Source organism: Candidatus Latescibacterota bacterium (genome assembly GCA_020633725.1).
Taxonomy (GTDB): Bacteria; Krumholzibacteriota; Krumholzibacteriia; order JACNKJ01; family JACNKJ01; genus VGXI01.
In genome coordinates, this window is sequence record JACKDC010000002.1 from 430,716 (window position 1) to 457,340 (window position 26,625).

Genomic DNA, 26,625 nt, shown 5'->3' on the forward strand with positions numbered 1-26,625 from the left:
GGGACGTGGAGCGCATCGTGAGCACCGGCGACGGCGGCCTGCAGCTCGTGCAGGCGCAGCTGTCCGACATCGGCCTGCGCCGCAAGACCAACGAGGACGCGCTGGGCTTCTTCGTCCACGAGGACAGTCCGCCCACCCAGCTCGCCGTGATCTGCGACGGCGTCGGCGGCAACGCGGCGGGCGAGGTGGCCAGCCAGCTCGCGGTGGAGACGGTGGAGCGCAGCTTCTTCGGCGCCGGCAACCCGGTGGATCCCGTGGCGGCGCTCAGGCGGGCCATCCAGGCCGCGAACGCCGAGATCCAGGTGCAGGCGTCCCGCGACCCCGGCCTGACGAGCATGGCGACCACCTGCACGGCGGTGGCGTTTCGCGGCGACAGCTTCCACGTGGCCCACGTGGGCGACTGCCGGGCCTACCTGCTGCGCGACGGCGAGATCACCCAGCTCACCGAGGACCACTCCCTCGCCGAGGAGTACCAGCGGCGGGGCGAGCCGCTGCCGGCGAGCCAGCAGGCGCTGGCGAACGTCCTCACGCGCTGCCTGGGCATCGAGCCCTCGGTGGCCGTGGACACGGTGGGTCCGGTGCGCTACGGCGCGGGGGACGTGCTCGTCCTCTGCAGCGACGGCCTCACCAAGGTCGTCACGCCCCCCGAGATCCTGAAGCAGGCGACGCTCTTCGCGCCCGGCGAGGCGTGCCGCGCGCTGGTCATCCTCGCGCGGGAACGCGGCGGGCCGGACAACATCTCCCTGCAGGTGCTGCGCGCGCGCGAGGGAAAGGCCTTGTGATCGCGTAGACAGTGTCCGAGAATCCCGAACGACCCCGAACCCCGGAGCGGCGACGATGACCCCCGAGCACGTGATGGAGCGCCTCCGCGAGACCGAGGCGATCCTCGACGGCCACTTCTCGCTGAGCAGCGGGCGCCACAGCGACCGCTACGTCCAGTGCGCGCGGCTGCTGGCCGCGACGCCCGTGGCCGCCGAGATGGGCGCCGCGCTGGCGGCGCTGCTGCCCGCGGACGTCGACCTGGTGGTGAGCCCGGCCATGGGCGGGTTGATCATCGGCCACGAGGTCGCCCGCGCCCGGCAGCTGCCCTTCCTCTTCACCGAGCGCGAGGACGGCGCCATGGTCTTTCGCCGCGGCTTCGCCGTGCCGCCTGGCGCGCGCACAGTCGTGGTGGAGGACGTGGTCACCTCCGGCGGCAGCCTGCTGGAAGCGGCGGCCGCGCTGCGGGCGGCCGGCGGCACGCTGGTCGCGGCGGCGGCCATCGTGGACCGCAGCGGCGGCGCCAAGCCCGACTTCGGCGTGCCCTTCCACTCGCTGATCGCCCTCGAGGTCAAGACCTGGAGCCCGCAGGACTGCCCGCTCTGCGCCGCCGGCGGCACGGCCGTCAAACCCGGGAGCCGGCACCTGGGCAAGACGCGGGCCTGAGCGGCCATGCCCGTCGCCGATCTCGTCATCCTGATCCTCGGACTCGCGCTGCTCGTGGGCGGCGGCGAGGTGCTCGTGCGCGGGGCGACGGCCCTGGCGCGCAGCCTCGGCGTCTCGCCGCTGGTGATCGGACTCACGGTGGTGGCCTTCGGCACCAGCGCACCCGAGCTGGCGGTGAACATCACGGCGGCGCTGCGCGGGCAGGGCGGGATCAGCTTCGGCAACGTGGTCGGCTCGAACATCGCGAACATCGGCCTGATCCTCGGCATCTCGGCGCTCGTGCGGCCGCTGGCCGTGCAGCGGAGCCTGGCGCGACGTGAACTGCCCTTCATGCTGGCGGCCTCGCTGGGGGCCACGCTGCTCGCGCTGGAGACCGTGGCGGACCGCCCCGGCGGACTCGGCCCAGTGGACGGCGTGCTGCTGCTCGCGGGCTTCGTCGTCTTCCTGGTGGCGATGCTCCGCGCCGCGCGGCGCGATCGCGCGCGCGATCCCTTCCTGCGCGGCGCCGAGGAGCGCGCGGGCGAGGGCGGCGCCATGGGCCTGCCCCTGGCGAGCCTGCTGACCCTGGCCGGCCTGGCCGGCGTGATCGGTGGCGGGCACTGGACCGTGGAGGGCGCGACGGCCATCGCCCGGCACCTGGGGATCAGCGAGGCGGTGATCGGCCTCAGCATCGTGGCCATCGGGACGAGCCTGCCCGAGCTGGTGACGAGCCTCGTCGCCGCGCGGCACGGCGAATCCGATCTCGCGGTCGGGAACGTTGTCGGCTCCAATATCTTCAACCTGCTGCTCGTGCTGGGGCCGACGGCCATGATCCGCCGCATCGCCGTGCCCGCGGGCGGAGTCGTCGATCTCGCGGTGATGTGCGCGCTCTCGCTGGCGCTCCTGCCGCTGGGCTTCGCCTTCGGCAACCGGATCAACCGCGCCGAGGGCGCGATCCTGCTGGCGGCCTACACGGGCTACATCGCGTGGAGGGTGCTGGGCTAGGACAGGGAGGCGAGGATGATGAAACGTCGACTGCTGGCAACCACGATGCTGCTTCTCGGCTCGAATGTGGCGGCGGAGGTCCCCCGCGTCGACAACCCCGCCGAGGCGCCCGCCGCCCGCACGGTCGAGCTCGAAAAGCTCTGGGAAGTGGGCGGCTTCTCGGACACGCCAGGGGAGTTCTTCGGCAAGCTCTACACCCTGGACGTGGACAGCCAGGGGCGGGTCTACCTACTCGACGTCCAGCTCAAGGAAGTCCGCGTCTTCTCGCCGGACGGGCGCTACCTGCGGACCACGAGCCACGAGGGCGAGGGGCCGGGCGAGCTGCTGCGTCCAAGCGGCCTGACGATGCTTCCCGGCGACACGCTCTGCGTGCTCCAGACCAGCCCGCCCCGGCGCAGCCTCTTCGACGCGGACGGCGACTACACCGGCGAGCTGCCCCTGCCTGGGTCACTCTTCGAAGACGCACAGCGCGTGACCAGCGTCCGCTTCGGAGGGGGGCGACTGGTCGTGGGCACCTTCGCCTACGGTGCGGGACCCGGCTACGTCGACAGCACGACGCGGGTGTACTCCCTCGCGCCCGGCGACAGCACGGCCGCGCCGTTCGCAGAGTTCACCTACCACAACGAGTTCAGCGAGCACGTGGTGAAGGAGGCCGCCACGAACCCTCTGCGCTGGTCGGTGGGCCGCGACGGTCGCTGCGCGCTCACCCGGGGGTACGACTACGCCATCGAGATCTGGTCCCCCGCGGGCAGGCTGGAGCGTGTGATCACCCGCGACATCGAGCACCGCATGCGGAGCAAGGCCGAGCGGGACTCGGTCGTCGCCGCCTATCGGCGCGGAGGAGGGACCGAGGGCCTCGACATCGAGGTGATGGACCATGTCCGCGACGTGGAGTGGATGGCACTCCGCGAGGACGGTGGCCTCTGGGTGCTGAGCAGTCGCGGCGTGCAGGCCGGTCTCGATCCCGGATGTCTGGGTACCTTCGATTGCTACGACGCAAAGGGACGCCTCGTGGAGGAGCTCAGGCTTCTCGGCGAGGGCAGCCTGGGGGCGGATCGCTACTTCCTCGCCGGCGACCGCCTCTACGTCCTGCGGCGCTACGCGGAGGCGTTCTCCACGGTGCCCGAGCCGGCGGAGGAGTCCTCGGACGAGGAGCCCGAGCCCATGAGCGTGATCTGCTACCGGCTGCCGGAGTCGCCGACGGGCCGTTGACGGCGCGGGCTTTCCTGCCTAGGATGAGCCGTCCCCACGCCCGACCCGCCCACCAGGAACACAAGAGGCGCAATGAAGGTCCTGATCACCGGCATCACCGGCTTCGCCGGGAGCCATCTGGCCGACCATCTTCTGGCCACCCAACCGGACGCGGAGGTCGCCGGCCTCTACCGCTGGCGCAGCCGCACCGAGAACGTGGAGCACCTCGTCGGGCGGGTGCGCATGGTGGAGTGCGACATCCGCGACGCCACGGCCACGCGCGAGGCGATCGAGGCCTTCCGTCCCGACTACATCTTTCACCTGGCGGCGCAGAGCTTCGTGCCCTCGAGCTGGCGCGCGCCCCAGGAGACCCTGAGCACGAACCTGCTCGGGCAGCTGAACGTCTTCGAGGCGGTGCGGAAGAGCGGGCTCGAATGCCGCATCCAGATCGCGGGCTCGAGCGAGGAGTACGGGCTCGTCCACGAGAGCGAGCTGCCCATCACCGAGGACCAGCCCCTGCGCCCGCTCTCGCCCTACGCGGTGAGCAAGGTGGGGCAGGACGCGCTGGCCTACCAGTACTTCATGAGCTATGGGATGCAGATCATCCGCACGCGGGGCTTCAACCACACGGGGCCGCGGCGGCCGAGCGTCTTCGTCTGCAGCGACTTCGCGCGGCAGGTGGTGGAGATCGAGCGGGGGATGCGCGCGCCGTCCCTGCGCGTGGGCAACCTCGATGCGCGGCGCGACTTCACCGACGTCCGCGATACCGTCCGCGGCTACTGGCTGGCCCTGACCAAGGGCAAGCCGGGTGAGGTCTACAACGTGGCCACGGGCCGGAGCTGGGCGATCCGCGAGGTGCTGGACATGCTCGTGGACTTCGCGGGCGTGAAGGTGGAAATCGGCGAGGACCCGGAGCGGCTGCGGCCGTCGGACGTCCCGCGCCTGGAGGGCGACGCCACCCGCCTCCGTGAAGCCACCGGCTGGGCGCCCACGATTCCCTTCGAGCAAACCCTGCGCGACCTCCTCGACTACTGGCGCGAGCGCCTGGCGTAGCGGCGTGCGCAGTCTCGTCACCGGCATCACGGGCTTCGTGGGCAGGCACATCGCGCCGCGCCTGGTGGCGGCCGGCGACGAGGTGCTCGGCCTCGCCTACGACCCCGACGGCCCCGGCGCCGCCCTGCCGGCCGACGTCCGCGTGCTGCGGCAGGATCTGGCGAACCCCAAGGGCCTCGTCGAGCAGGTGGCGGCCTTCCGCCCCGAGCGCGTGCTCCACCTGGCGGCGCTCAGTGCCCAGGGCGCGGCGCTGCGCGATCCGCTGCCGACCTTTCGCGTCAACGCGCTCGGCACGCTGAACCTGCTCGAAGCGCTGCGGGCGGGCGCACCCGAGGCGCGGCTGCTGCACGTCTCGTCGGCTGAGGTCTACGGCAATCCCGGCGACGACTGGGTGGACGAGGACCGCCCCATCGCCCCGGTGAATCCCTACGGCGCCAGCAAGGCGGCCGCCGAGCTGCTGGTCCACGCCGCGGTGAAGAGCTGGGGGTTGGACGCGGTCGTCGCCCGCAGCTTTCCCCACGCGGGGCCCGGCCAGCGGGCGGAGTTCGCCCTGCCGGCCTTCGCGCGGCAGATCGCCGAGATCGAGGCAGGCCGCCAGGAGCCCTGCCTGCGGGTGGGCAACCTGGAGGCGCGCCGCGACTTCCTCGACGTGGAGGACGTGGTCGAGGCCTATCTCTTGCTCCTGGACCCCGGCAAGGGGGAGCGCGGCGAGACCTACAACGTCTGCGCCGGCGAGACCCACAGCATTCGCGAGGGGCTGGACCTCATGCTGGCCATGAGCCCCAGTCCCATCCGCGTGGAGACGGATCCCGCCCTCCTGCGCCCGGCCGACCAGCCGGTGCTGCGCGGGCGGCCCCGCAAGCTCATGGCGGCCACGGGCTGGTCGCCCCGGCATTCTTTTCCCTCGACCCTGGAGCGCGTGCTGGCGGACTGGCGGCGGCGGAGCTCCGAGGAGGCGGCGTGACGCGAATCCTGATGATCGGCACGGGCTACGTTGGCCTGGTCTCCGGCGCCTGCATGGCCGACTTCGGCAATCACGTGATCTGCTACGACATCGACCAGGGCAAGATCGACACCCTGAGCCGCGGGGCGATCCCCTTCTACGAGCCGGGGCTCAAGGAGCTGGTGGAGCGCAACCGCGACGCCGGCCGCCTCCGCTTCAGCACGGACCTCGACAGCGCCATGGCCGAGAGCAACGTCGTCGTGATCGCGGTGGGCACGCCCGAGCTGCCCGACGGCAGCGCCGACCTCAGCGCCGTCTACGCGGTGGCCAAGGCCATCGGCGAGCGGATGAACGGCTACAAGGTCGTCGTGCAGAAGAGCACCGTCCCCGTGGGGACGAACCGCCGCATCCGCGCCAGCATCGCCGAGGCGGCCGGCGCCGGCGCGGAGTTCGACATGGTCGCCAACCCGGAGTTCCTGCGCGAGGGCTCGGCCATCGGCGACTTCATGCGCCCGGACCGCGTCGTGATCGGCGCGGACAGCGAGCGCGCCCAGCGCCTCATGCGCGAGGTCTACCGGCCGCTCTACCTCAACGAAACCCCTGTGTTGTCAACGGACATCGAGACCGCCGAGATGATCAAGTACGCCGCCAACGCCTTCCTGGCGACGAAGATCTCCTTCATCAACGAGGTGGCCGAGCTCTGCGAGCGCGTGGGCGCGGACGTGCAGGTGGTGGCGCGGGGCCTGGGCCTCGACGGGCGCATCGGCTCGAAGTTCCTGCACGCGGGCGCGGGCTTCGGCGGCTCCTGCTTCCCCAAGGACACGAAGGCGCTGCTGCAGATCGGCCGCTCGCACGGCGTGCCGATGGGCCTGGTGGCCGCGACCATCGACGCCAACGAGCGCCAGCCCCGCCGCGCGGTGGAGAAGCTCGAGGCGCTGGCGGGTGGCTCGGTGAAGGGGATGCACGTGGCCATCCTCGGGCTGAGCTTCAAGCCCAACACCGACGACGTGCGCGAGGCCGCGGCGCTCAAGATCATCAAGCTGCTGGGCGAGCGCGGCGCCACCGTGCGCGCCTTCGATCCCGTGGCGGGCGAGAACGCCAAGCGCGCGATGCCCGAGCTCGATCTCGCCGCCGGCACCTACGAGTGCCTGGAGGGGGCGGATGCGCTGATCATCGTCACCGAGTGGAACGAGTTCCGCGTGCTGGACCTGGAGCGCGTGGCCGGCATGCTGAAGCGCAAGCTGGTGGTGGACTGCCGCAACATCTTCAAGGCCGGCCCCATGGCGGAGGCGGGCCTTCGCTACGCCAGCTTCGGCCGGCAGTCGGAGGAGAGCGCATGAGAATCCTCGGCGTGGTGGGCGCCCGGCCCAACTTCATGAAGATGGCGCCCATCGTGCGGGCCGCGGCGGGCAGCGACATCACGCTGCGCCTCTGCCACACCGGCCAGCACTACGACGACAACATGTCCAAGGTCTTCTTCGAGGACCTGGAGCTGCCGCGCCCGGACGTCTACCTGGGCGTGGGCTCGGGCTCGCACGCGGCGCAGACGGCCGTGATCATGACCGAGTTCGAGAAGGTGCTGGCGGACGAGCAGCCCGACCTGGTGATGGTGGTGGGGGACGTCAACAGCACCCTCGCCTGCAGCCTGGTCTGCGCGAAGCTGCTCGTGCCCGTGGCCCACGTGGAGGCGGGCCTGCGCAGCTTCGACCGGGAGATGCCCGAGGAGATCAACCGCATGGTGACGGACATCCTCTCGGACCTGCTCTTCACCACCAGCGCCGAGGCCGAGCCCAACCTGCTGCGCGAGGGCGTGGCCGCCGAGAAGATCCACTTCGTCGGCAACGTGATGATCGACTCCCTCGACTTCTACCTGCCCAAGGCCGAGTCCCTGGACGTGCTGGATCGCCTCGGCCTCACGCCCGGAGCTTACGGCCTTGTAACGCTGCACCGCCCCAGCAACGTGGACGACCCGGACACCTTCCGCGGCATCCTCGAGGCCATGGGCGAGGCGGGCCGCCGCGTGCCGCTGCTCTGGCCCGTGCACCCGCGCACCGCCAAGATGATCCAGACCTTCGGGCTCGACACGGAGGCCTACGGCCTGCGCCTGGTGGAGCCCCAGGGCTATCTCGACTTCCTGCGCCTCATGAAGGACGCCCGCCTGGTCCTCACCGACAGCGGCGGCATCCAGGAGGAGACGACGGTGCTCGGCGTGCCCTGCCTGACCCTGCGCGAGAACACCGAGCGCCCCGTCACCTGCGAGGTCGGCACCAACGTGCTGGTGGGCACCAACCCGGAGCGCATCCGCGAGGCCATCCGCGGCGCCTTCGAGGGGAGCAGCCGCGCCCACCAGGTGCCGCCGCTCTGGGACGGCCACGCGGCCGAGCGCATCCTGCAGATCTGCGGGGACTGGTGGCGGTCGCGATAGGTCGACGGCGATGCCTGGATCTCCGCGGACGGGATCGGCGCCTCTGAATAACTCTCTCGCCTAAGCGGCCCCGTCGGTCTATAATTGGATTGCCAGCCGAACCGAGCGCGGCCTGTTCTCCCTGGAGGCAGCAGTGCCGAGTCAGGGCGTGCGGTTCATCTCCACCGTGGGGCAAGGGTGACATGAAGCCGTCAGCAGCCGTCCGATGGGCGATCGTCGGCATTGTCCTTGGCGCGGGGTTCCAGGCACGGGACGCTCGAGCGACCCTGCACCACTACCCTGGCGGCTTTGCCTCGCTACAGGAGGCCTTCAACACCTGTGAAGAGGGGGACACGCTGCTCATCGCGCCAGGCGTCTACAGCCAGCCGCAGCACCGCCGCGTGGACTACTCGGGGCCAGGGTTCACGGTGCTTTCTGAAGCCGGTCCGGAGGACACGGTGTTCGACTGCGGTTTCGCCGACTACTGGCTACAGCTGAGCGGCGCTGGATCTGCGTCCCAGCGCATGGTGCTTGCCGGGATCACCGTGAGAAACTACCGCGACTTTGAGGTCATCGCGTCCCTTGCATGCACCGAGACGGTGCTGACCCTGGACACCATGGTGTTCAGGGACAACCCAGACAACTATTTTGGGACTGGAGCTAGCTTCAGTGATGGGGACATCCAATGCATTGGTTGTGTCTTCCGGGAGTGCAATGAGGTCGGTCTAATTCTTGTGCGCAGCACGTACGACGTTTCCGGCTGCCTCTTCATGAACAACAGCGGCGGCTCAAGCGGGGGGGGGGCGGAGTTCAGCAACTGCACAGGAGCGGTAAGGGATTCGCAGTTTATTGACAACGTGGCCACCAGGGGTGGTGGACTCGCTCTCAAGCTTGGCGGGTCTGCGGAATTGGATGGGCTCTTATTCGGCGGGAATCAGTCTGGAACATGGGGAGGAGGACTAGAAGCGAGTCTGTACGGAGAGGTGACCCTTCGCAACAGCGTCTTTGTGGACAACCGGGCATGGTATTGGGGAGGGGGCGTGGCCTTCCTCGGTTCCTGGGACGTCGACGATCGACTGATCGTCGAGAACTGCGACTTCGTCGACAATTGGGCACAGCGCTGGGGCTCGGCGATCACCGCTTACAGCAGCGCGGAATTGCATGTGACCGACTGCAGTTTCGTGGGCAACGAGACTGAGGACACCTTTCCGAACATCGGGGCAGCCATCCTGTGCGCGCTCTGGTCTCCATTCTACATGGAGCGGACCATCGTGGCGGACACCAGGCGGGGCGTCGGGATCCGCATCGGGGATCCTGACACGGTCTCAATCCAGTGCTCCAATGTCTGGGGCAACGCGGACGGCAACTTCGACAACATCGACGACCCGACCGGGCTCGACGGCAACATCTCGCTCGACCCGCTCTTCTGCGGCACAGTGGGCGGTGACAGCCTGGCACTCATGAACACCTCGCCCTGCTTGCCGGCGAACAACGCCTGCGGGGTGCTGATGGGCAACCACGGCCAGGGCTGCGAGACCGTGCGGACGGAGAGCCGGAGCTGGGGCAGCATCAAGTCGCTCTACTGAGGGCACCGGCTTCACTTGACCCCAACCGGGGGGCGGGATAGGATCCCGCCATGCACCACTTGCGCATCGGCATCAACAACAGCCGCGTCTCGCTGTTCGCGGCCCAGCGAATCCGCGAGCAGCTCGAGGCCGCCCACGACGGGCTCAAGGTCGAGTTCGAGACCTACGAGACCGCCCTCGGGCCCACGCCCGGCGATCCCGAAGCCCACGTCCGCGCGCTCGAAGAGCCGCTGGAGAAGGGCCGGGTGGACGTGATCGTCCACCAGCTCAAGGAGATCCCCGTGCGCCTGCCGGCGCAGATCCGCCTGGTGGGGGTGACCGAGCGGCTGACGCCCTTTGACGCCTTCGTCTCCGAGCGCTACCAGCTCATCGACGAGCTGCCCGAGGGCGCGCGCCTGGGCTACACGCACCTGCGCCAGCGCGCGCAGCTGCAGATCCAGCTGCGCCACCTGCAGCTCGAGCTGATCCAGGTGCTGGGTTCGGCCGAGGAGCGGCTGCGCCAGCTCGGCGAGCAGAACCTCGACGGGCTGATCATCAGCGCCGACAGTCTGGAGCTGGTGGGCCGCCAGGAGAGCGTGAGCGAGGTGCTGGGCGAGAGCATGCTCCTGCCCCGGCCGGGCGCCGGTTGCCTGGGCTTCATCACCCGCCGCGAGGACCCCGAGATCGAGGAGCTGCTGAAGCCTGTCGAGGACCGCACCAGCCGCCTCGAGACCATGGCCGAGCGCGCCTTCCTGGACACCCTGGGCGGCGACCCCGAGCTGGCCCTGGGCGCGCGCGCGGCGCTGGACTCGCAGTCCATGATCGTGGAGGGCATCCTCAGCAACACGGACGGCACGGTGTACATCCGCGACGCCATCCAGGGCCCCTCCCACCTGGCCGAGGAGCTGGGCCGCAACCTGGCCAAGCTGCTCCTGGCCCTGGGCGACGAAGAGCTGCACGGCCTGATCCCGGCCCCGTCCCAGTGACGCATTAGTTTCCAAACCTTGGCTGCCCCCCGCCACGGTGCTAGACTCCGCCGCCGAGCGCCCGCACCGGAGGATCCCGCATGCTCGATCGCAAGTTCATCCGCCAGAACCCCGACGCCGTGCGCGACGCGCTCACGGCCAAGAACGAGAGCGGCGACCTGGACGCCTGGCTCGCCCTGGACACCGAGCACCTGGACCTGCTGCGCGAAGTCGAGGAGCTGAAGGCGCGGCGCAACCAGGCCAGCGAGTCCATCAACCGCATGAAGCAGGCGGGCGAGGACGCGAGCGCCGCCATCACCGAGACGCGGGAGCTGGCCCAGCGCATCAAGGAGCTCGACGCGCGGCGCGGCGAGCTCGAGGCCGCGCTGCACAGCGAGCAGCTGCGCCTGCCCAACCTGCCGCACGCGTCGGTGCCCGTGGGCGGCGAGGACGCCAACCAGATCGTCAAGACCTGGGGCGACCCGGACGCGCTGCCTGTCTTCGAACGCCAGGCCCACTGGGACATCGGCGAGACGCTCGGCATCATGGACATGCCCCGGGGCGCGAAGGTGGCCGGCAGCGGCTTCCCGCTCCTCATGGGCGACGGCGCCCGCCTCCAGCGCGCGCTGGTGAACTTCATGCTCGACCTGCACCGCGAGGCCGGCTTCACCGAGGTGAGCCCGCCGCTGCTGGTGAACAGCGACACGGCCACCGGCACGGGCCAGCTGCCCAAGAGCGCCGAGCAGATGTACCACTGCGAGATCGACGACCTCTGGCTGCTGCCCACGGCCGAGGTGCCGGTGACGAACATCTACCGCGACGAGTTGCTCGAGGCCGACGACCTGCCCCGCCGCCTCGTGGCCTACACGCCCTGCTTCCGCCGCGAGGCGGGCGCCCACGGCAAGGACACGCGCGGACTGCTGCGCGTGCACCAGTTCGACAAGGTGGAGCTGGTCAAGTTCGTGGCGCCCGAGACCAGCTACGACGAGCTGGAGAGCCTGCTGGCCCAGGCCGAGAAGGTGCTGCAGACGCTCGAGCTGCCCTACCGCGTGCTGGTGCTGGCCACCGGCGACCTCTCCTTCGCGGCGGCGAAGTGCTACGACATCGAGATCTGGTCGGCGGGCGTGGGCCGCTGGCTCGAGGTGTCGAGCGTGAGCAACTTCGAGGACTTCCAGGCGCGGCGCGCGAACATCCGCTTCCGGCCGGCGCCGGGCGAGAAGCCGCAGTTCGTCCACACGCTGAACGGCAGCGGCACGGCGCTCGCGCGGCTCATGGCGGCGCTGCTGGAGAACGGCCAGACGCCGACGGGCAAGGTGCGCCTGCCCGAGGCCCTGCGGCCCTACCTGGGCGGCCAGGAGTACCTGCAGCGCTAGGAGGTGCGCCCTGTCCCGACGCTTCTCCCTGTCCAGCGAGCGGATGCGCTTCCTGCTGCAGCTCTACGTCTTCATCGCCAGCCTCGTGGTGCTCTTGATGGCCGTGCTCTACGTGCGGCATCTCAACGAGCGCGCGCGGCACGAGTCGAACTTCAGCACGGGCATCATCAGCCGGATGCTGGGCCTCTACCTGGAGACCGAGGAGATCCAGCGGAACACGCAGCGGATCCGTCAGATCATGGACGAGATCTCGGTCAACGCCCCCTTTCCCATCATCATCGTGGACAAGGACGGCCGCCCCACCTGGTGGAAGGTCACGGGCTATCCCAGCTACAAGGAGTACGGCTTCGAGAAGCTGATCAGCTTCGACCCCGCCGAGCCGCCGGACGACAACATCGCCGAGCTGATGCGCATGGCCGCGCGCTTCAAGGGCGAGGACAACGCGGTGGTGTTCTACTACCCCGGCACGCCGACGCGGGTGCAGGGGCTCATCTGCTACGGGCAGAGCGATCTGGCCAGGAACCTGGGCAAGGCCATCGCCATACAGCTCATGATGCTGCTGGTCTTCTCCACCGTGGGGGTGCTGGGCTTCTTCGTCATGAAGCGCTTCGAGCAGGAGTCGATCTGGGTGGGTCTCGCCAAGGAGACGGCCCACCAGATGGGCACGCCACTCACCAGCCTGCTGGGCTGGATCCAGCTCGGCGAGTCGCGCCTGGAGACGGCCTCGCTGCCTCCGGCCACGGCCGACGCCTTCCGCGACGCCTTCGGTGAGATGTCCAGCGACGTCGAGCGCCTGCAGAAGGTCTCCGCGCGCTTCAACAACATCGGCGGCACGCCCGCGCTCAAGCGCGGCGACCTGCGGCCGGTGGTGGAGCGCACGGTGCTCTACTTCCGCCGGCGCCTGCCCCAGCACAAGGTGCAGGTGGAGATCCGCGACCAGTACGACGAGGTGCCCATGGTCCGCTTCCACGCCGAGCTGATGGAGTGGGTGGTGGAGAACCTGGTGAAGAACGGCCTCGACGCCCTGGACAAGGACAAGGGCCTCATCACGGTCACGCTGAGCTACAACGGCACCGAGGGCACCGTGGACCTGCACGTGCGCGACAACGGCCGCGGCATGAGCCCGTCGGTGCGCCGGCGCATCTTCCGGCCGGGCTACTCGTCGAAGAAGGGCGGCTGGGGCCTCGGCCTCACGCTGAGCCGGCGGGTGGTGGAGGAATACCACGGCGGGCGGCTGCAGCTCCTGGACAGCCACCCCGGCCACGGGACATGTTTCGTGGTGCGCCTGCCCGTCTAGGCGCCCCGACCGCCGCCAGAAAGGACCCGTGTGAACACGCCCGCCCGACAGCGCATCCTCTGGGCCGACGACCAGATCGATCTGCTCAAGCCGCACATCATCTTCCTGCAGGAAAAGGGCTACGTGGTCACGGGCGTGCCCAACGGCGACGACGCCCTCGCCCTGCTGGAGCAGGAGCAGTACGACCTGGTGCTGCTTGACGAGATGATGCCCGGCAAGAACGGCCTCGAGACGCTCCAGGAGCTGCGGCGTTTCCGCGCGGACATCCCCGTGATCATGATCACCAAGAGCGAGGAAGAGGGCCTGATGAACCAGGCCCTGGGCCAGCAGGTGCAGGACTTTCTCGTCAAGCCGGTGAACCCGGTGCAGATCTTCTCGGCGATCAAGCGGCTCTTCGAGGGCCGGCGCATCCAGGAGGGGCAGCTCACCCAGGACTACATCGCCGAGTACGGCAAGGTCAGCGGCGAGGACATGGAGAAGGCCGACTGGCAGCGCTGGCTCGAGGTGAACCGCTTCCTCTGCGACTGGGACCTGCGCCTGGACCAGTTCCCCGGCACCGGCCTCGAACAGACGCACCAGGACCTGCGCCGCGACCTCAACCTCGCCTTCTGCCGCTGGTACGAGCAGCACTATCCCGGCTGGATGAAGCAGGGCGAAGGCGAGCGGCCGCTGTTCAGCCCCGAGGTCTTCCGCCACTTCGCCGCGCCCTTCGTGGAGGAGGGTCGGCAGGTGTTCTTCATCGTGATCGACTGCATGCGCCTCGACCAGTGGCAGGTGGTCGAGGAGATGCTCCGCGAGTTCTACACGATCCAGCGCGAGGAGTACTTCGCGCTCCTGCCCACCGCCACGCCCTACGCGCGCAACGCGATCTTCGCGGGGCTGTGGCCGGACGACATCGCGCGCCGGCACCCGCGCTACTGGACCGAGAACCCGCGCGAGGAGCTGAGCCTCAACCGCTTCGAGAAGGAGCTGCTGGCCGCGCAGCTGAAGCGGCTGGGCCTGGAGGACCGCGGCCTCAAGTACGCGAAGATCTCGAAGATCAACGAGGCCAACGAACTCTACCGGCAGATCGGCAGCTTCCAGGGCATCCCCGTGGTGGCGCTGGTCTTCAACTTCCTCGACATCCTGGCCCACGGCCGCTCGCAGTCGGAGATCCTGCAGGAGATCGCGCCGGACGAGTCCGCCTTCCGCACGCTGATGGGCTCCTGGTTCCGCCACTCGGCGCTCTTCGACATCCTCAAGGTGCTCGCCAAGCAGGAGGCCGCGGTGGTGGTGACCAGCGACCACGGCTCCGTGCTCTGCCGCCGCTCGAGCCTGGTGCATGGCAACCGCGACACCAGCAGCGGCATCCGCTACAAGTACGGCGACAACCTTGGCTGCGACGACAAGCAGGCCATCAAGGTGCAGAAGCCCGAGGCCTGGCGCCTGCCGCCGGGCAGCCGCACGAAGAACTACGTCTTCGCGCGGGAGAACTACTACTTCGTCTACCCGACCAACTTCCACGAGTTCGAGCAGCGCTACCTCGGCAGCTTCCAGCATGGGGGCGTGTCGCTGGAGGAGGTGATCGTCCCCTGCGCGGTCCTGGAACCGAAGCGCTGACGCTCCTCGCGCCCACGCCCGAGGCCACCGCGGCCATCGCCGCGGCGCTGGCCGGTGCGGTCGGGCTGGGGGACGTCCTCGCCCTCGACGGCCCGCTCGGGGCCGGCAAGACCTTCTTCACCGCCGCCCTCTGCGCGGCGCTGGGCGTGGATCGCGCGGCGGTGGACTCGCCCAGCTTCGTGCTGCTGAACGAGTACGAGGGCGAACGCGACGGCGCGCCGCTGCCCATCCACCACTTCGACGCCTATCGGCTGCGCGGCGAGGCCGACGAACTCGCCGAGGCGGGCTTCCTGGATGAGCGCCAGCGTGAGAGCGTGAGCATCGTGGAGTGGGCGGAGCGCATCGCCGCCTTCCTGCCGCGCGGCGCGCTGCGCATCCGCTTCGAGATCCTGAGCGAGACCGGCCGCCGGCTCACCCTGGCCGGCTGGCCCGCCGAACGCCTGAGCGCCCTCGCCCCCTGGCGCGAGCCGCGGCCATGAGCCTGCGCGATCCGCGCGCGCAGGTCTTCGTCCTCGCCTTCCTCGCGCTCGCCATCTTCCTGGGACGTCCCCGCGGGCACGGCCTGCCCAGCTTCGACGACGCCTACTACGCCCAGAAGGCCGTCGAGCAACTGGAGTCGGGCGGCTCCTGGGTGAGCACGCATGGCGGCCATCCCCGCTACGACAACCCGCCCCTGCACTTCTGGGTCACGGCCGGCCTCTACTGCCTCTTCGGCGTGTCGCGCGCCACGGCCGTCCTGGCCACGGGCCTCTTCGCCACGGGCACCGTGCTGCTCACCCTCGCCTTCGGCCGCGCGCTCTTCGGCGCCGGGCCCACGGGCGCGGTGGCGGGGCTGATCCTCGTCCTGCCGGGCTTCTTCATGGACTACGCCCGCCGCGGCATGCTGGACCAGACGCTGGTCTTCTTCACGACGCTGGCGCTGCTCGCGCTGTGGCGCGCGGGGGATCGCGGGCTTTCGCGCTGGCATCTCGTCTGGGGACTGGCGCTGGGCGCGGCGCTGCTGACGAAGAGCGTCATCGGCGCGCTGGCGATGCCGGTGGCGGGACTCGCGCTGCTGACCGGCCGCCCGCGCCGCCTGCTCGCGCCCGGCTTCTGGCTGGGCGTCCTGCTCGGCCTCGGGCTCTTCGGCCTCTGGGTGCTGCAGAACGCGCGCTTCGGCGGCCGCGCCTTCTGGGACGAGCACTTCGCCTGGCTCATCCTCTCGCGGGCGGTGCACGACGCGGGCGCCGAGGGCTACGGCTATCTGCTCGGTTACCTGCGCCTGCTCTGGGGCAACTTCTGGCCCTGGCTGCCGTTCGCCGCGGGCGGCATCGCGCTCGCCCTGCGCGAGCGCCGCGCGTCGCGCCCGCGCAGCGCGCTCTTGCTCTGCTGGGCGCTGCTGCCGCTGGCGATCATGAGCCTGACGCGCAACCAGTTCCTGCGCTACGTGCTGCTCATCTGGCCGGCGCTCGCGCTGCTGTCCGCGCACGCGCTCACGGCCATGCTTGCCCGCCGCGGCTGGGAGTGGCGCGGGCTGGGCCTGCTGCTGGCCCTGGCGCTCGTGACCGCTGCCGCGGTGGACTTCACGCCCCTCACCCTGCCCGGCGCGATGGGGCTCAGCCGGCACAGCGAGGACGTGATCGCCCTCGCGCCCGCGGTGGAGTCCGAGTGCCCGGCGGGGGACACGCTGCTCAACTTCCGCCTCGCCACCTGGGAGCCGCGCAACGCGCTCCTCTTCGCCACGGGGCGCTGGCTGGGCGATCCCGTCGCGGACGTCCCCGCCCTGGCGGACTCCCTCGCCGCCACGCCCGGCCGCCGGCTCCTCACGAACGGCGCCGGCGCCGCCCGCCTGGACTCCCTCGCCCCCGGCCTCACGCGCGATCTCGCCCGCGCCGGGAACCTGGTGCTGCGCGCCGGGCGTTCCCAGGACTCGCGCTAGCCCCCTGGCACGGACGCGCCGCCTGCGCTACAGTGCCACGATCACCGCTTCGAGGTTCACCATGATCCTGGCCATCGACGTGAGCGCCCACCTCGGTCTCGTCAGCCTCGCGCTGGCGGACGGCCGCGTGCTCACGCGCCACGCCGACCGGCCGCGCGAGCACCTGGAGTTCCTGGGCCGCACGCTGTCGGCGCTGCGTGCCGAAGCGGGGCTGGCGGACTGGAGCGCGCTGGAGCGCGTGGCCGTCGCCCTGGGGCCCGGCAGCTTCACGGGCCTGCGCGTGGGGCTGGCCACGGCCAAGGGACTGGTCTTCGGGCGGGAGACGCCCGTCGCCACGCTCGACAGTCTGGCCGTGCCGCGCCTGGCGGCGGACCCGGCGCTGGCGGGGGAGCGGGTCGTCTGCCGCCGCGCCCGCGCGGACGAGTTCTGGGCCGCCCACTTCGCGGCGGGGTGCGCCCGGCCCGATGAGGAAGCGCTTCTCACCGCCGAAGAGCTGGATGCCCGCTGGCCGGGCCTCGCCCGCCTGGGCGACGCCCCCGGCGCCGACCCCGAGCCCGACGCCGAGGCCCAGCTCGTGGCGCTGACACGGCTCGCGCGGGAGAGCGAGACGCTCGTCCGCGGCCTCGAGCTGGATCGTCTCCAGCCGCGCTATCTGCTGGCTCCGGCGATCACGCCGCCGCGGGAGGGTGCCTGATGCGCAAGCCCGCCCCGCGACTCGCCGAGGGCTTCCGCGCCCGCTTCCGCACCTGGGAGCTGCAGGCCGAGCCCTACGGCCCCGAGCACCTGCCCGCCGTGCTCGCGCTCGAGGACGCCTGCTTCGCCGCGCCCTGGAGCGAGCAGCTCCTGCGCGAGGAGGCCCAGCCGCGCAGCCACGCCTGGAACCTGGTCGTGCGCGTCGACGGCGCCGTGCGCGCCTTCCTGTTCAACTGGGTCGTGCTCGACGAGATGCACCTGCTCAACTTCGCCGTCGACCCGCCGCTGCAGGGCCGGGGCATCGGCGGCTTCCTCATGGACTGGATGCTGGCCGAGGCCGCGCGCAACGGCTACCGGCGCGTGAGCCTCGAGGTGCGCGCATCCAACGAATCGGCCATCGCGCTCTACACGTCGCGGGGCTTTCGCCGCGTCTTCGTCCGCAAGGGCTACTACACCGACAACGACGAGGACGCCCTGATCATGGTCTGCGACCTGGAGGCGCCGGATGCGCGCTGAGTTCCGTCTGCCCTCGCCGCTGCCGCCGTCGCTCGCCGCCGCCATGGAGGCCCTGGCCCCGCGCTGGGCGGCGCTCGACATTCCCGCCGGCACCCTGGGCGTGATCCTCGGCAGCGGCCTGGGCCCGGCCGCCGAGGCCTTTCCCGCACGCTGGAGCCGCGGCTTCGAGGAGCTCGGCCTCACGCAGGCCAGCGTGGCCGGCCACGCCGGTCGCCTGCTGCTCGCCGACGGCCCCGGCGCGCCGCTGCTCTTCCTGCAGGGGCGTCTGCACCGCTACGAGGGCCTGGACGACGCGCGCGTCCTCCTGCCCGCCGCAGCGCTCGCGAGCCTGGGCCTGGCGGGGATCCTGATCACCAACGCCGCCGGCGGGCTGGATCCGGCCTTCGCGCCGGGCGACTTCATGCTCATCGACGACATCCTCAGCCTGCAGCTCGACGACCCCCTGCGCGGCCTCGCCCTCGCCGGGGCGCCGCGCCGCCCGCCGCGGCGGCCGCTGTTTACTGGTACGCTCGCGGAAACTCTGGTTGCCGCCGCCGCCGAGGCGGGGGTGACCCTCCACCGCGGCACGCTGACCTGCGCGACGGGGCCGTCCTACGAGACGCGCGCCGAGGTGGCCATGACCCGCGCGCTGGGCGCGCAGGCCGCGAGCATGTCCACCTATCCGGAGTCCATGCTGCTGGCCCACCTGGGGCATCCCGCCGTGGCCATGAGCTGCATCACCAACGCGATTCCGCCGGCGGACGCCGCGGACAGCGCCCCGCTGACCCACGACGAGGTGGTGGACGTGGGCCGCCGCGCCGCCACGGACTTCGGCCGCCTGCTGGCGGCCTGGTCGCGGCGCGTGGGGACGTAAGCAATTACGGGAGAAGGATATCCGGTAGGTGCCCGCGGGAACTCGGGCCGCGCACGGCCCTTGCATGGGGGGTGCTCCTCCCCGGGAGTTCCCCCTTGCTCCCTTCCGGGGCGCGTCCCTATACTGCGTTCACGAGAATTTCACGCCAATCCACGGGGTTTGCCCATGTCCTGGCTGCAGCGCGACAGAAAGGGTCTCAAGACCCAGGTAAAGCAGACGCGCAAGGAGATACCGGACGGGCTGTGGATGAAGTGCCCCAGCTGCGCCGAGATTCTCTTCCGGCAAGAGCTCGAGAAGAACCTCTGGGTCTGCAGCAAGTGCCAGAACCACTTCCGGGTGGGCGCGGACGTCTACCTGGACTTCCTGCTGGACGAGGGCACCTTCCGCGAGACCCACCGCGGCATCACCAGCCTCGACCCGCTGCAGTTCAAGGTCGCCGGCGACCGCTACGTGGACAAGCTCCGCCAGGCCGAGAGCAAGACCCAGCTCGAGGACGCGGTGGTCACCGGCTTCGGCGACGTGAACGCCCAGCCCGTCACCGTCGCCGTCATGGACTTCCGCTTCATGGGCGGCTCCATGGGTTCGGTGGTGGGCGAGAAGATCGGCCGTGCGATCCGCGACAGCATCGAGACGCGCCGGCCGCTCATCATCGTCAGCCAGTCGGGCGGCGCGCGCATGCAGGAGTCCATCCTGTCGCTCATGCAGATGGCCAAGACCAGCGCGCTGCTGGGCAAGCTGCGCAAGCGCGGCGTGCCGTTCATCTCGATCCTGACGCACCCCACCACGGGCGGCGTGACGGCGTCCTTCGCCATGCTGGGCGATCTCATCCTGGCCGAGCCGCGCGCGCTGATCGGCTTCGCCGGGCCGCGCGTGATCCAGCAGACGATCAACGCCGAGCTGCCCGAGGGCTTCCAGACCGCCGAGTTCCTGGAGCAGCACGGCCAGGTGGACCGCGTGGTCGGGCGCCACGAGTTGCGTCGCATCCTGAGCCAGAGCCTCCGCTTCTTCACGGTGGAACGGCGCGCCGGGCAGCGCCCGGTGCATCGCGACGAGGCCGAAGAGGCCAGCCCCGGCCCGCGGCTCCTGCGGCGCGCTGGCGGCGGCGACGTCGTGCACGACGACAGCGCCTAGCTCCATGCCCGCAGACGCCGAGGGCCCGCGCGCCCCGGGCCGCTTCGACTTTCCCGAGTCTCCGACCCTCGCTCCCGCCACCGACACCGAGCGCTGGCTCTACGGCCTGACGCGCTTCGGCATGAAGCCGGGCCTGCGGAACATCGAAGCTCTGGTGACGCGCTTCGGCCACCCCGAGCGCGGCCTGCGCTTCCTCCACGTGGCCGGCACCAACGGTAAGGGCTCGGTCTGCCATCTCCTGGAGCGCCAACTGCGCGCGGCCGGCTTTCGCACCGGCCTCTTCACCAGCCCGCACCTCGTCCACGTGGGCGAGCGCCTGCGCGTGGACGGCGCGCCGCTCGGCGACGACGACATCGCCACCCTCGGGGAGCAGGTGGCGCCCGCGGTGACGGAGCTCGCCGCCACCTTCTTCGAGACGCTCACGCTCATGGCCCTGCTCCACTTCGCCGAGCGCGAGGTGGACTGGGTGCTCTGGGAGACCGGCCTCGGCGGCCGCCTGGACTGCACCCGCGTGGTGGACGCCGACGGGAGCGTCCTCACCGGCGTGTCGCTGGATCACACCAAGTACCTCGGCGCGACGGTCCAGGAGATCGCCCGCGACAAGCTGGGCATCGGCCGGCGCGGCAGGCCGTTGTATTCCGCCCTCGCGGACGCGGGGCTGCGCGCGATCGCCGTGGAGGAGGCCGCTGCCGCGGGCTTCGAGCTCGTCGAACTGGTGGATGTACTGGACTGGCGGCTCGAGGGCGAGTCGCTGCGCATCGCGAACGGGCCGCTCGCAGGCCGCTACCCGCTGCCGGGCTTGCCGGCCGTGCAGGCGGCGAACGCCGCGCTGGCGCTTCACGTGCTCGACGACCTCGGCCGCCGCCGCGGCGAGCGCCTGCTCCCGAACGACCCCGGCGCCGCGCTGGCCGCCACGGCCCTGCCCGCGCGCTTCCACCGCTGGCGAGAAGCACCGCCGCTGGTGATCGACGGCGCCCACAACCCCGAGGCGCTGGCGGGAACGCTGGCCGCGTGGCAGGCCCTGCTGGCCGTGCGCGACATCTCGCCGGACGCGGCGCGGGTCGTCTTCGGCTGCATGGCGGACAAGGAAGTGGCGCCCATGCTGGAGCTCCTCGCCGCGCAGCCCTGCCCGGTGACGCTCACCGCCGCCCGTCAGCCGCGCGCGCTTCCCGTGGCCGAACTGGCCGCGCGGGCGGGCGCGGCGGCCGCCCGCTGGGATGGCGCGCCGACGCTCGACGCGGCGCTGGCCGCCCACGGCGACGGCCCGCTGCTGATCACGGGGTCCTTCTATCTGGCCGGCGAGGCCTACGCGGCCCTCCGCGGCGAGGTGGGCGGGGTCTAGGCGCCGCTCTCTGCCCGGCCCGAAGTCCGGTCGCCGACCCGCCCCCGGGGGCGGGTTCACCCTGTGGGCAAGTCGCCTGCCGCTGCGCGAATCCTTGGCCATGGGCTTGACGCTGAACGGATGATACTATACATGCGAATCATACGCAAGCAAACCGCAACAGATGCTTGGGTTTTCCTGCGAGGGAGAGGCGTCGGGGGTGCGGCGGCGGCTACGCGGGACTGGACTCGGAGGTCCCACCCGCCCCCGGGGGCGGGTGGCCTCATCCATCGGACGCGGTGTGCAACGGCGCCGGCCGCCGGAGATGGCGGCGGCGCCTAGCGCAGCAGGGTGAGCTTGTGCAGCTCCGGGGCGTGGCCCGCGCGCAGCAGGCGCGCGAAGTACTGCCCGCTGGGCAGGGCGCGGCCGGCGTCGTCGCGGCCGTCCCAGTCGATGCTCTGCGCGCCGGCGGGCAGAGCGCCCGTCGCCAGCACGCGCAGGCGGCGGCCCTGGGCGTCGTAGATGGCCAGCTCGACGCGCGCGCTCTCCTCGAGCGCGAAGCGCAGCGTCGTCTTCGGGTTGAAGGGATTGGGGAAGTTGCTGAGCGACGCCACCGGCGGCGTCACGCCGCTGAGGCGGCCGCGCGCCGGGCCGAGGTAGCGGCGGATGGCGCCGTTCTCGTCGAGCATGGCCAGCCAGTACCAGTAGTCGCGGCCGGGGCGGGCGCTGTAGTCGTCGAAGCGGTAGTCGCCGGGGCCTTGGAGGATCTCGTCCATGGCGGCCAGCGGCGCCGACGCGCCGGGTTCGGCGCTCTCGCCGCGCTGCAGGCGGAAGTTCTCGGTCTCGCCCTCGAGGTGCAGCACCCAGCGGAGGGCGAGGTGGTCGCCGGCGTCCGCCACGGTGAAGCTCTGCAGGGTCAGCGGCGTGTCGCCGAAGGTGAGCAGGGGGCCGTCCTCGAGGTAGCCGCCCACCGCGTGGCTGCCGCTGCCCAGCAGACGGCCGAACCAGCCGTTGCTGTCGGTGCCCATGCTGCCCGACTGCTGGCTGCTGAGGTCGTACTCGAGCGTGAGCGTCTGGCTGGAGCTGAGCTCCAGGTCATACTGGCCCGACTCGGGATCCCAGAAGACGAAGTGGTAGGGCACGAGGCCGGCTTCCACGTCGCCGGGGTCGCCCTCGTCGACGTAGAACGCCACCGCGCTCCCACCCACGCGGGCGGTCACGTTGCTCACCTCGACCCAGGCCGGGATCTGCTCGGAGAGGAAGAGGCCGTCCAGCGAACGGCTGACGGGACGCACGGTCCACGTGACGTGGCAGGCGTCCCCGATCTCGATCCCGCCATCCGCGCCCGCGAAGCTGCGGGACACGTTCACCTCGCCGGCTTGAGGCCAGACGCCGGCGAGCACGGGCGGAGCCGAGAAGGCGAGAATCAGAACGGTGGCGATGAGCAGTCGCAGTGAACGCATGACGCTCCTTCCTCCCAGGTTGTCGCGCAGTGCCGAGGGATGGGTGGGGCGCCGGGCGTCGGCAGGGCGGTGGCGCCAACGGCCGATCGGCCAGCCCCATCACCACCCACGCACGTTCCGACCAAGCACACCCTGTACCATGACCGTGGCAATTGCAAGGTAAGATGGACCGCCACGGGGCCGCGCCGGCGGCGGTTGAGGGATTTCGGACCCTGTGCTAAGCTGCCGCCGCCGCCCGGGATAGGGCGCGCCAGAGGGAGAATCCGAACTCCCTGCCCTCAACCGGGAGGCGGCATGCCCGAGACGACCCCACGCCACCGCCTGGCGCCCGAGCGCCTGCGCTGGACCTGCGATCCCGCCACGCTGCCCGCGGTGGGCGAGCGCCTGAAGCCCTCGCTGGAGATCATCGGGCAGGACCGCGCCCTGGACGCCCTGCGCATGGGCCTCGAGATCCGCCGTCCCGGCTACCACATCTTCGTGACGGGCGTGGAGGGCACCGGCCGCACCACGACCATCCGCCGCGTGCTGGAGGAGTCCAAGCGCAAGGGCGAGCAGCCCGGCGACCTCTGCTACGTCCACAACTTCTTGGATCCCGAGCAGCCGTTGCTGCTTCGCTTTCGCGCGGGCGTCGGGCGCGACTTCAAGCTGCGCCTCGAACGCATGACCAGCAGCCTGCGGCGGCACATCCCTCAGTTATATCGCGGAGAGGGCTACCAGCGGCGGGTGGCCGCGCTGGAGCGCCGCTACCGGCAGGCGCAGTCCGAGAGCGTGAAGGCCTTTGCCGAGAAGTCGCGCCAGGCGGGCTTCAATCTGGTCGAGGTGCAGAGCGGGCCGTACATCCGCCCCGAGCTGCACGCCATCGTGGAGGACGAGACCTTCGACGTGAGCGAGCTGGATCAGCTCGTCCAGGAGGGGCGCGTGGACGCCCGCCTGGCCTCGCGGCTGCAGCGCCGCCACCTCGTGCTCTCCGACGAACTCCGCTCCCTCGTCCGCGCCAACGCGCGCCTGGAGGAGTCCTTCCGCGAGGAGCTGGCCGGCATGGAGCAGGCGGTGATCCTGCCGCTCATCCACGACAGCGTGGAGATGCTCAAGGCCCGCTTCGAGGATCCCGCCGTCCACGCCTACCTCTCCCAGGTGGAGCAGGCCCTGGTGGACGAGGACTGGGTCCCCGCGGACGACGACGAGGAGGGCGACGAGGAGGCGGTCGACAGCTTCGGCCGCTTCAGCGTGAACCTGCTGGTGGACAACAGCCAGCGGGACGAGGCGCCGGTGATCATCGAGACCGCGCCCACCTTCCAGAACCTCTTCGGCAACATCGAGCCGGCCGTGACGGCGCGGGGCGTCGCCGGCTTCGACTTCCGCCAGATCAAGCCCGGCGCCCTGGTGCGCGCCCAGGGCGGCACCCTGGTCATCATGGCGCAGGACCTCCTCGAGGAGGCGCCGGTCTGGCCCACGCTCAAGCGCGTGCTGCGCAACCGCAAGCTCGAGATCCAGGCCTACGATCCGCAGAACCGCATGGTGATCAGCCCGCTGAAGCCCGAGCCCATCGATCTGGATCTCAAGGTGATCCTGGTGGGCGACACGCGGCTCTACAACGTGCTGCTCCAGGGCGACCCGGATCTGCAGCGCGTGTTCCGCATCAAGGTGGACTTCGAGACGGACATGCCGCGCAACCGCGCCAACATGCGCCGCTACCTGAACTTCATCGCCAAGGTCTGCCACCAGGACGAGCTCCTGCCGCTCTCGCCCCGCGCCCGCGCCGCGGTGCTGGAGCAGGGCGCGCGGCTGGCGGGGCGGCAGGACCGTCTCTCGACGCGCTTCAGCAGCATCGTGGACCTGCTCATCGAGAGCGACTACTTCGCCCGCAAGGAGAAGCGGCGCAACATCCACGTGGAGCACGTGGACCTGGCCCTGGCCGAGCGCATGCGCCGCCTGGGGCAGGTGGAGCAGCACTTCCAGAAGCTGGTCAAGGAGAAGGCGCTGCTCATCGACACCGAGGGCAGCGCGGTGGGGCAGGTGAACGGCCTCTTCATCATGGAGCAGTGGGACTACGCCTTCGGGCAGCCGGTGCGCATCACGGCGAGCGCTTCGCTGGGGGACGGGGACATCCTCAGCATCGAGCGCGAGGTGGAGATGAGCGGCGCGGCCTTCGACAAGGGGCACATGATCCTGGAGGGCTTCCTGCGCCACCGCTTCGCCCAGGACAAGCCGCTCTGCCTGCACGCCACGCTCTCCTGCGAGCAGAACTACGTGGGCGTGGACGGCGACAGCGCCAGCGTCGCCGAGATCTTCGCGCTCATGAGCGCGCTGTCGGGCGTGCCGCTCAAGCAGTCCATGGCGGTGACGGGCTCGGTCAACCAGTTCGGCCAGGTGCAGCCGGTGGGGGGCGTCATCGCCAAGATCGAGGGCTTCTATCGCATCTGCCGCGACCGGGGGTTGACGGGCGAGCAGGGCGTGGTCATCCCCGCCTCCAACGTGAACGACCTCATGCTCAGCAAGGAGATCCAGGCCGACAGCCGGCGTGGGCGCTTCCACGTCTGGGCGATCCGCAACGTGGACGAGGGACTCGAGCTGCTCACCGGCGTGCCCGCCGGGCGGCGGCGGGGCGAGGGGCCCTGGCCGGGCGGGAGCGTCAACGGGCGGGTGGACGCCCGGCTGCTGGAGATGGCGATGGTGCTGCGGCAGTTCAACGGGGAGAGCGCCGAGACGGCGCCGCCCCCGGCGCCCGCCGCGACCCCCCGCGCGGCGCGCCGCCGGGGCGCTTGACAGCCCCCCTGGACGCCTCTACAACGGCAAGCTGGCCTACTACGAGGACGGGACATGGCCGAAGTCATCCTGCGGGACGTGTGGAAGATCTTCGACGGCGACGTCGTGGCCGCCCAGGACATCAACCTGGAGATCGCGGACAAGGAGTTCATGGTGCTCGTGGGGCCGAGCGGCTGCGGCAAGAGCACCACGCTGCGCATGGTCGCCGGGCTCGAGGAGATCACGCGGGGCACGATCAGCATCGGCGGCCGGGTGGTGAACGACGTCCTGCCCAAGGACCGCGACATCGCCATGGTCTTCCAGAACTACGCGCTCTACCCGCACATGACCGTCTTCGACAACATGGCCTTCGGCCTCAAACTCCGGAAGTACCCCAAGCGTGAGATCGCCGAGCGGGTGAACGAGGCGGCCGAGATCCTGGGCATCACGCCCCTGCTCGAGCGCAAGCCCAAGGCGCTCTCGGGCGGGCAGCGGCAGCGCGTGGCCGTGGGGCGCGCGATCGTGCGGCGGCCGGCGGTCTTCCTCTTCGACGAGCCGCTCTCCAACCTCGACGCCAAGCTCCGCGTCCAGATGCGCGCCGAGATCAGCCGCCTGCACAACCGCATCCAGGCCACCATGATCTACGTCACCCACGACCAGGTGGAGGCGATGACCATGGGCGACCGCATCACGGTGATGAAGGACGGCCTGATCCAGCAGGTGGACACGCCGCTGTCGCTCTACGACCGGCCGGACAACCGCTTCGTGGCGGGCTTCATCGGCTCGCCGGCCATGAACTTCCTGCGCGGGCGGCTGGAACGCGGGGGCGCCGGCGACGGCCTCGTCTTCGCGGGTGGGGCGAACCGCCTCACCCTGCCCGCCGAGCGCGCCGCGGCCCTGCGCGAGCACGCCGGCCGCGAGGTGATGCTGGGCATCCGCCCCGAGCACATCTACGGGCCCGCCTTCGGCCCCGACCTGCCCGCGGGCGAGACCCTCAGCGCCGAGGTGGACGTGATCGAGCCCATGGGCAACGAGCTCTTCCTCTATCTGAAGGGCGGCGACGGTCAGCTCGTCGCGCGCGTGGACCCGCGGCAGCAGGCGCGCGTGGGCGAGACGCTCCCCGTGACCCTGGACCTCAGCAAGGCCCACTTCTTCGACGCGCAGAGCGACGCCGCGATCGCCTGAC

The 26,625-nt window shown here is 70.8% G+C and carries 23 protein-coding genes; 22 read left to right on the forward strand and 1 reads right to left on the reverse strand.

The window, feature by feature from the left end:
- Positions 1-5: 5 nt before the first annotated feature.
- The 20 genes from H6693_06360 to H6693_06455 all read left to right on the forward strand — a co-directional run bounded on the left by H6693_06360 (position 6) and on the right by H6693_06455 (position 21,252).
- Positions 6-782: a serine/threonine-protein phosphatase gene (locus H6693_06360; GenBank protein ID MCB9515799.1), complete on the forward strand. Its 777-nt coding sequence runs from the start codon at positions 6-8 to the stop codon at positions 780-782.
- Positions 783-837: 55 nt separating this feature from the next.
- Positions 838-1,425 (forward strand): orotate phosphoribosyltransferase, encoded by a 588-nt coding sequence (locus H6693_06365; protein MCB9515800.1) that lies wholly within the window; start codon positions 838-840, stop codon positions 1,423-1,425.
- Between the two features lie 6 nt (positions 1,426-1,431).
- The gene (locus H6693_06370; protein MCB9515801.1) at positions 1,432-2,409 is read left to right on the forward strand and encodes a calcium/sodium antiporter; all 978 of its coding nucleotides are present in this window, start codon (positions 1,432-1,434) and stop codon (positions 2,407-2,409) included.
- Positions 2,410-2,427: 18 nt separating this feature from the next.
- Entirely contained in the window at positions 2,428-3,621 is a 1,194-nt protein-coding gene (locus tag H6693_06375) for a hypothetical protein (GenBank protein ID MCB9515802.1), read from the forward strand.
- 72 nt (positions 3,622-3,693) lie between these two features.
- Positions 3,694-4,653: a GDP-mannose 4,6-dehydratase gene (locus H6693_06380; GenBank protein ID MCB9515803.1), complete on the forward strand. Its 960-nt coding sequence runs from the start codon at positions 3,694-3,696 to the stop codon at positions 4,651-4,653.
- Positions 4,654-4,657: 4 nt separating this feature from the next.
- Entirely contained in the window at positions 4,658-5,617 is a 960-nt protein-coding gene (locus H6693_06385; protein ID MCB9515804.1) for a GDP-mannose 4,6-dehydratase, read from the forward strand.
- Between the two features lie 11 nt (positions 5,618-5,628).
- The gene (locus H6693_06390) at positions 5,629-6,936 is read left to right on the forward strand and encodes a UDP-glucose/GDP-mannose dehydrogenase family protein (GenBank protein ID MCB9515805.1); all 1,308 of its coding nucleotides are present in this window, start codon (positions 5,629-5,631) and stop codon (positions 6,934-6,936) included.
- Positions 6,933-8,021 carry a UDP-N-acetylglucosamine 2-epimerase (non-hydrolyzing) gene (gene wecB / locus H6693_06395; GenBank protein ID MCB9515806.1) on the forward strand — a complete coding sequence of 363 codons (1,089 nt, stop codon included), beginning with the start codon at positions 6,933-6,935 and terminating at the stop codon, positions 8,019-8,021. Before H6693_06390 ends, wecB begins: the two co-directional genes overlap by 4 nt.
- A gap of 182 nt (positions 8,022-8,203) precedes the next feature.
- Positions 8,204-9,586, forward strand: coding sequence for a hypothetical protein (locus H6693_06400; protein MCB9515807.1), 1,383 nt, complete (start codon positions 8,204-8,206; stop codon positions 9,584-9,586).
- A 50-nt stretch (positions 9,587-9,636) separates the two neighbouring features.
- Complete coding sequence (gene hemC / locus H6693_06405; protein ID MCB9515808.1) at positions 9,637-10,551, forward strand: hydroxymethylbilane synthase; 915 nt, start codon at positions 9,637-9,639, stop codon at positions 10,549-10,551.
- An 80-nt stretch (positions 10,552-10,631) separates the two neighbouring features.
- Positions 10,632-11,903, forward strand: coding sequence for a serine--tRNA ligase (gene serS, locus H6693_06410; protein ID MCB9515809.1), 1,272 nt, complete (start codon positions 10,632-10,634; stop codon positions 11,901-11,903).
- A gap of 43 nt (positions 11,904-11,946) precedes the next feature.
- A complete protein-coding gene (locus H6693_06415; protein MCB9515810.1) occupies positions 11,947-13,200 on the forward strand; it encodes a HAMP domain-containing histidine kinase in 1,254 nt (417 codons plus the stop codon).
- Positions 13,201-13,230: 30 nt separating this feature from the next.
- Positions 13,231-14,799 (forward strand): response regulator, encoded by a 1,569-nt coding sequence (locus tag H6693_06420; GenBank protein MCB9515811.1) that lies wholly within the window; start codon positions 13,231-13,233, stop codon positions 14,797-14,799.
- A gap of 146 nt (positions 14,800-14,945) precedes the next feature.
- Complete coding sequence (locus H6693_06425) at positions 14,946-15,278, forward strand: tRNA (adenosine(37)-N6)-threonylcarbamoyltransferase complex ATPase subunit type 1 TsaE (GenBank protein MCB9515812.1); 333 nt, start codon at positions 14,946-14,948, stop codon at positions 15,276-15,278.
- Entirely contained in the window at positions 15,275-16,717 is a 1,443-nt protein-coding gene (locus H6693_06430; GenBank protein ID MCB9515813.1) for a glycosyltransferase family 39 protein, read from the forward strand. Before H6693_06425 ends, H6693_06430 begins: the two co-directional genes overlap by 4 nt.
- A 61-nt stretch (positions 16,718-16,778) precedes the next feature.
- Entirely contained in the window at positions 16,779-17,411 is a 633-nt protein-coding gene (gene tsaB, locus H6693_06435) for a tRNA (adenosine(37)-N6)-threonylcarbamoyltransferase complex dimerization subunit type 1 TsaB (protein MCB9515814.1), read from the forward strand.
- The gene (rimI, locus tag H6693_06440; GenBank protein MCB9515815.1) at positions 17,411-17,926 is read left to right on the forward strand and encodes a ribosomal protein S18-alanine N-acetyltransferase; all 516 of its coding nucleotides are present in this window, start codon (positions 17,411-17,413) and stop codon (positions 17,924-17,926) included. The genes tsaB and rimI overlap by 1 nt, the downstream gene beginning before the upstream one ends.
- The gene (locus tag H6693_06445) at positions 17,916-18,779 is read left to right on the forward strand and encodes a purine-nucleoside phosphorylase (GenBank protein MCB9515816.1); all 864 of its coding nucleotides are present in this window, start codon (positions 17,916-17,918) and stop codon (positions 18,777-18,779) included. The genes rimI and H6693_06445 overlap by 11 nt, the downstream gene beginning before the upstream one ends.
- 165 nt (positions 18,780-18,944) lie before the next feature.
- Positions 18,945-19,910 carry an acetyl-CoA carboxylase carboxyltransferase subunit beta gene (locus tag H6693_06450; GenBank protein MCB9515817.1) on the forward strand — a complete coding sequence of 322 codons (966 nt, stop codon included), beginning with the start codon at positions 18,945-18,947 and terminating at the stop codon, positions 19,908-19,910.
- Between the two features lie 4 nt (positions 19,911-19,914).
- Positions 19,915-21,252, forward strand: a complete 1,338-nt coding sequence (locus H6693_06455) for a hypothetical protein (protein ID MCB9515818.1) — start codon at positions 19,915-19,917, stop codon at positions 21,250-21,252.
- Between the two features lie 317 nt (positions 21,253-21,569).
- Here H6693_06455 and H6693_06460 read toward each other — a convergent pair whose 3' ends face one another.
- The gene (locus H6693_06460) at positions 21,570-22,694 is read right to left on the reverse strand and encodes a hypothetical protein (protein ID MCB9515819.1); all 1,125 of its coding nucleotides are present in this window, start codon (positions 22,692-22,694) and stop codon (positions 21,570-21,572) included.
- A gap of 294 nt (positions 22,695-22,988) precedes the next feature.
- On the opposite strand from H6693_06460, the gene H6693_06465 reads away from it, so the two are divergent.
- Both H6693_06465 and ugpC read left to right on the forward strand, forming a co-directional pair.
- A complete protein-coding gene (locus H6693_06465) occupies positions 22,989-25,460 on the forward strand; it encodes an AAA family ATPase (GenBank protein ID MCB9515820.1) in 2,472 nt (823 codons plus the stop codon).
- 54 nt (positions 25,461-25,514) lie between these two features.
- Complete coding sequence (gene ugpC, locus H6693_06470) at positions 25,515-26,624, forward strand: sn-glycerol-3-phosphate ABC transporter ATP-binding protein UgpC (protein MCB9515821.1); 1,110 nt, start codon at positions 25,515-25,517, stop codon at positions 26,622-26,624.
- Position 26,625 lies beyond the last annotated feature (1 nt).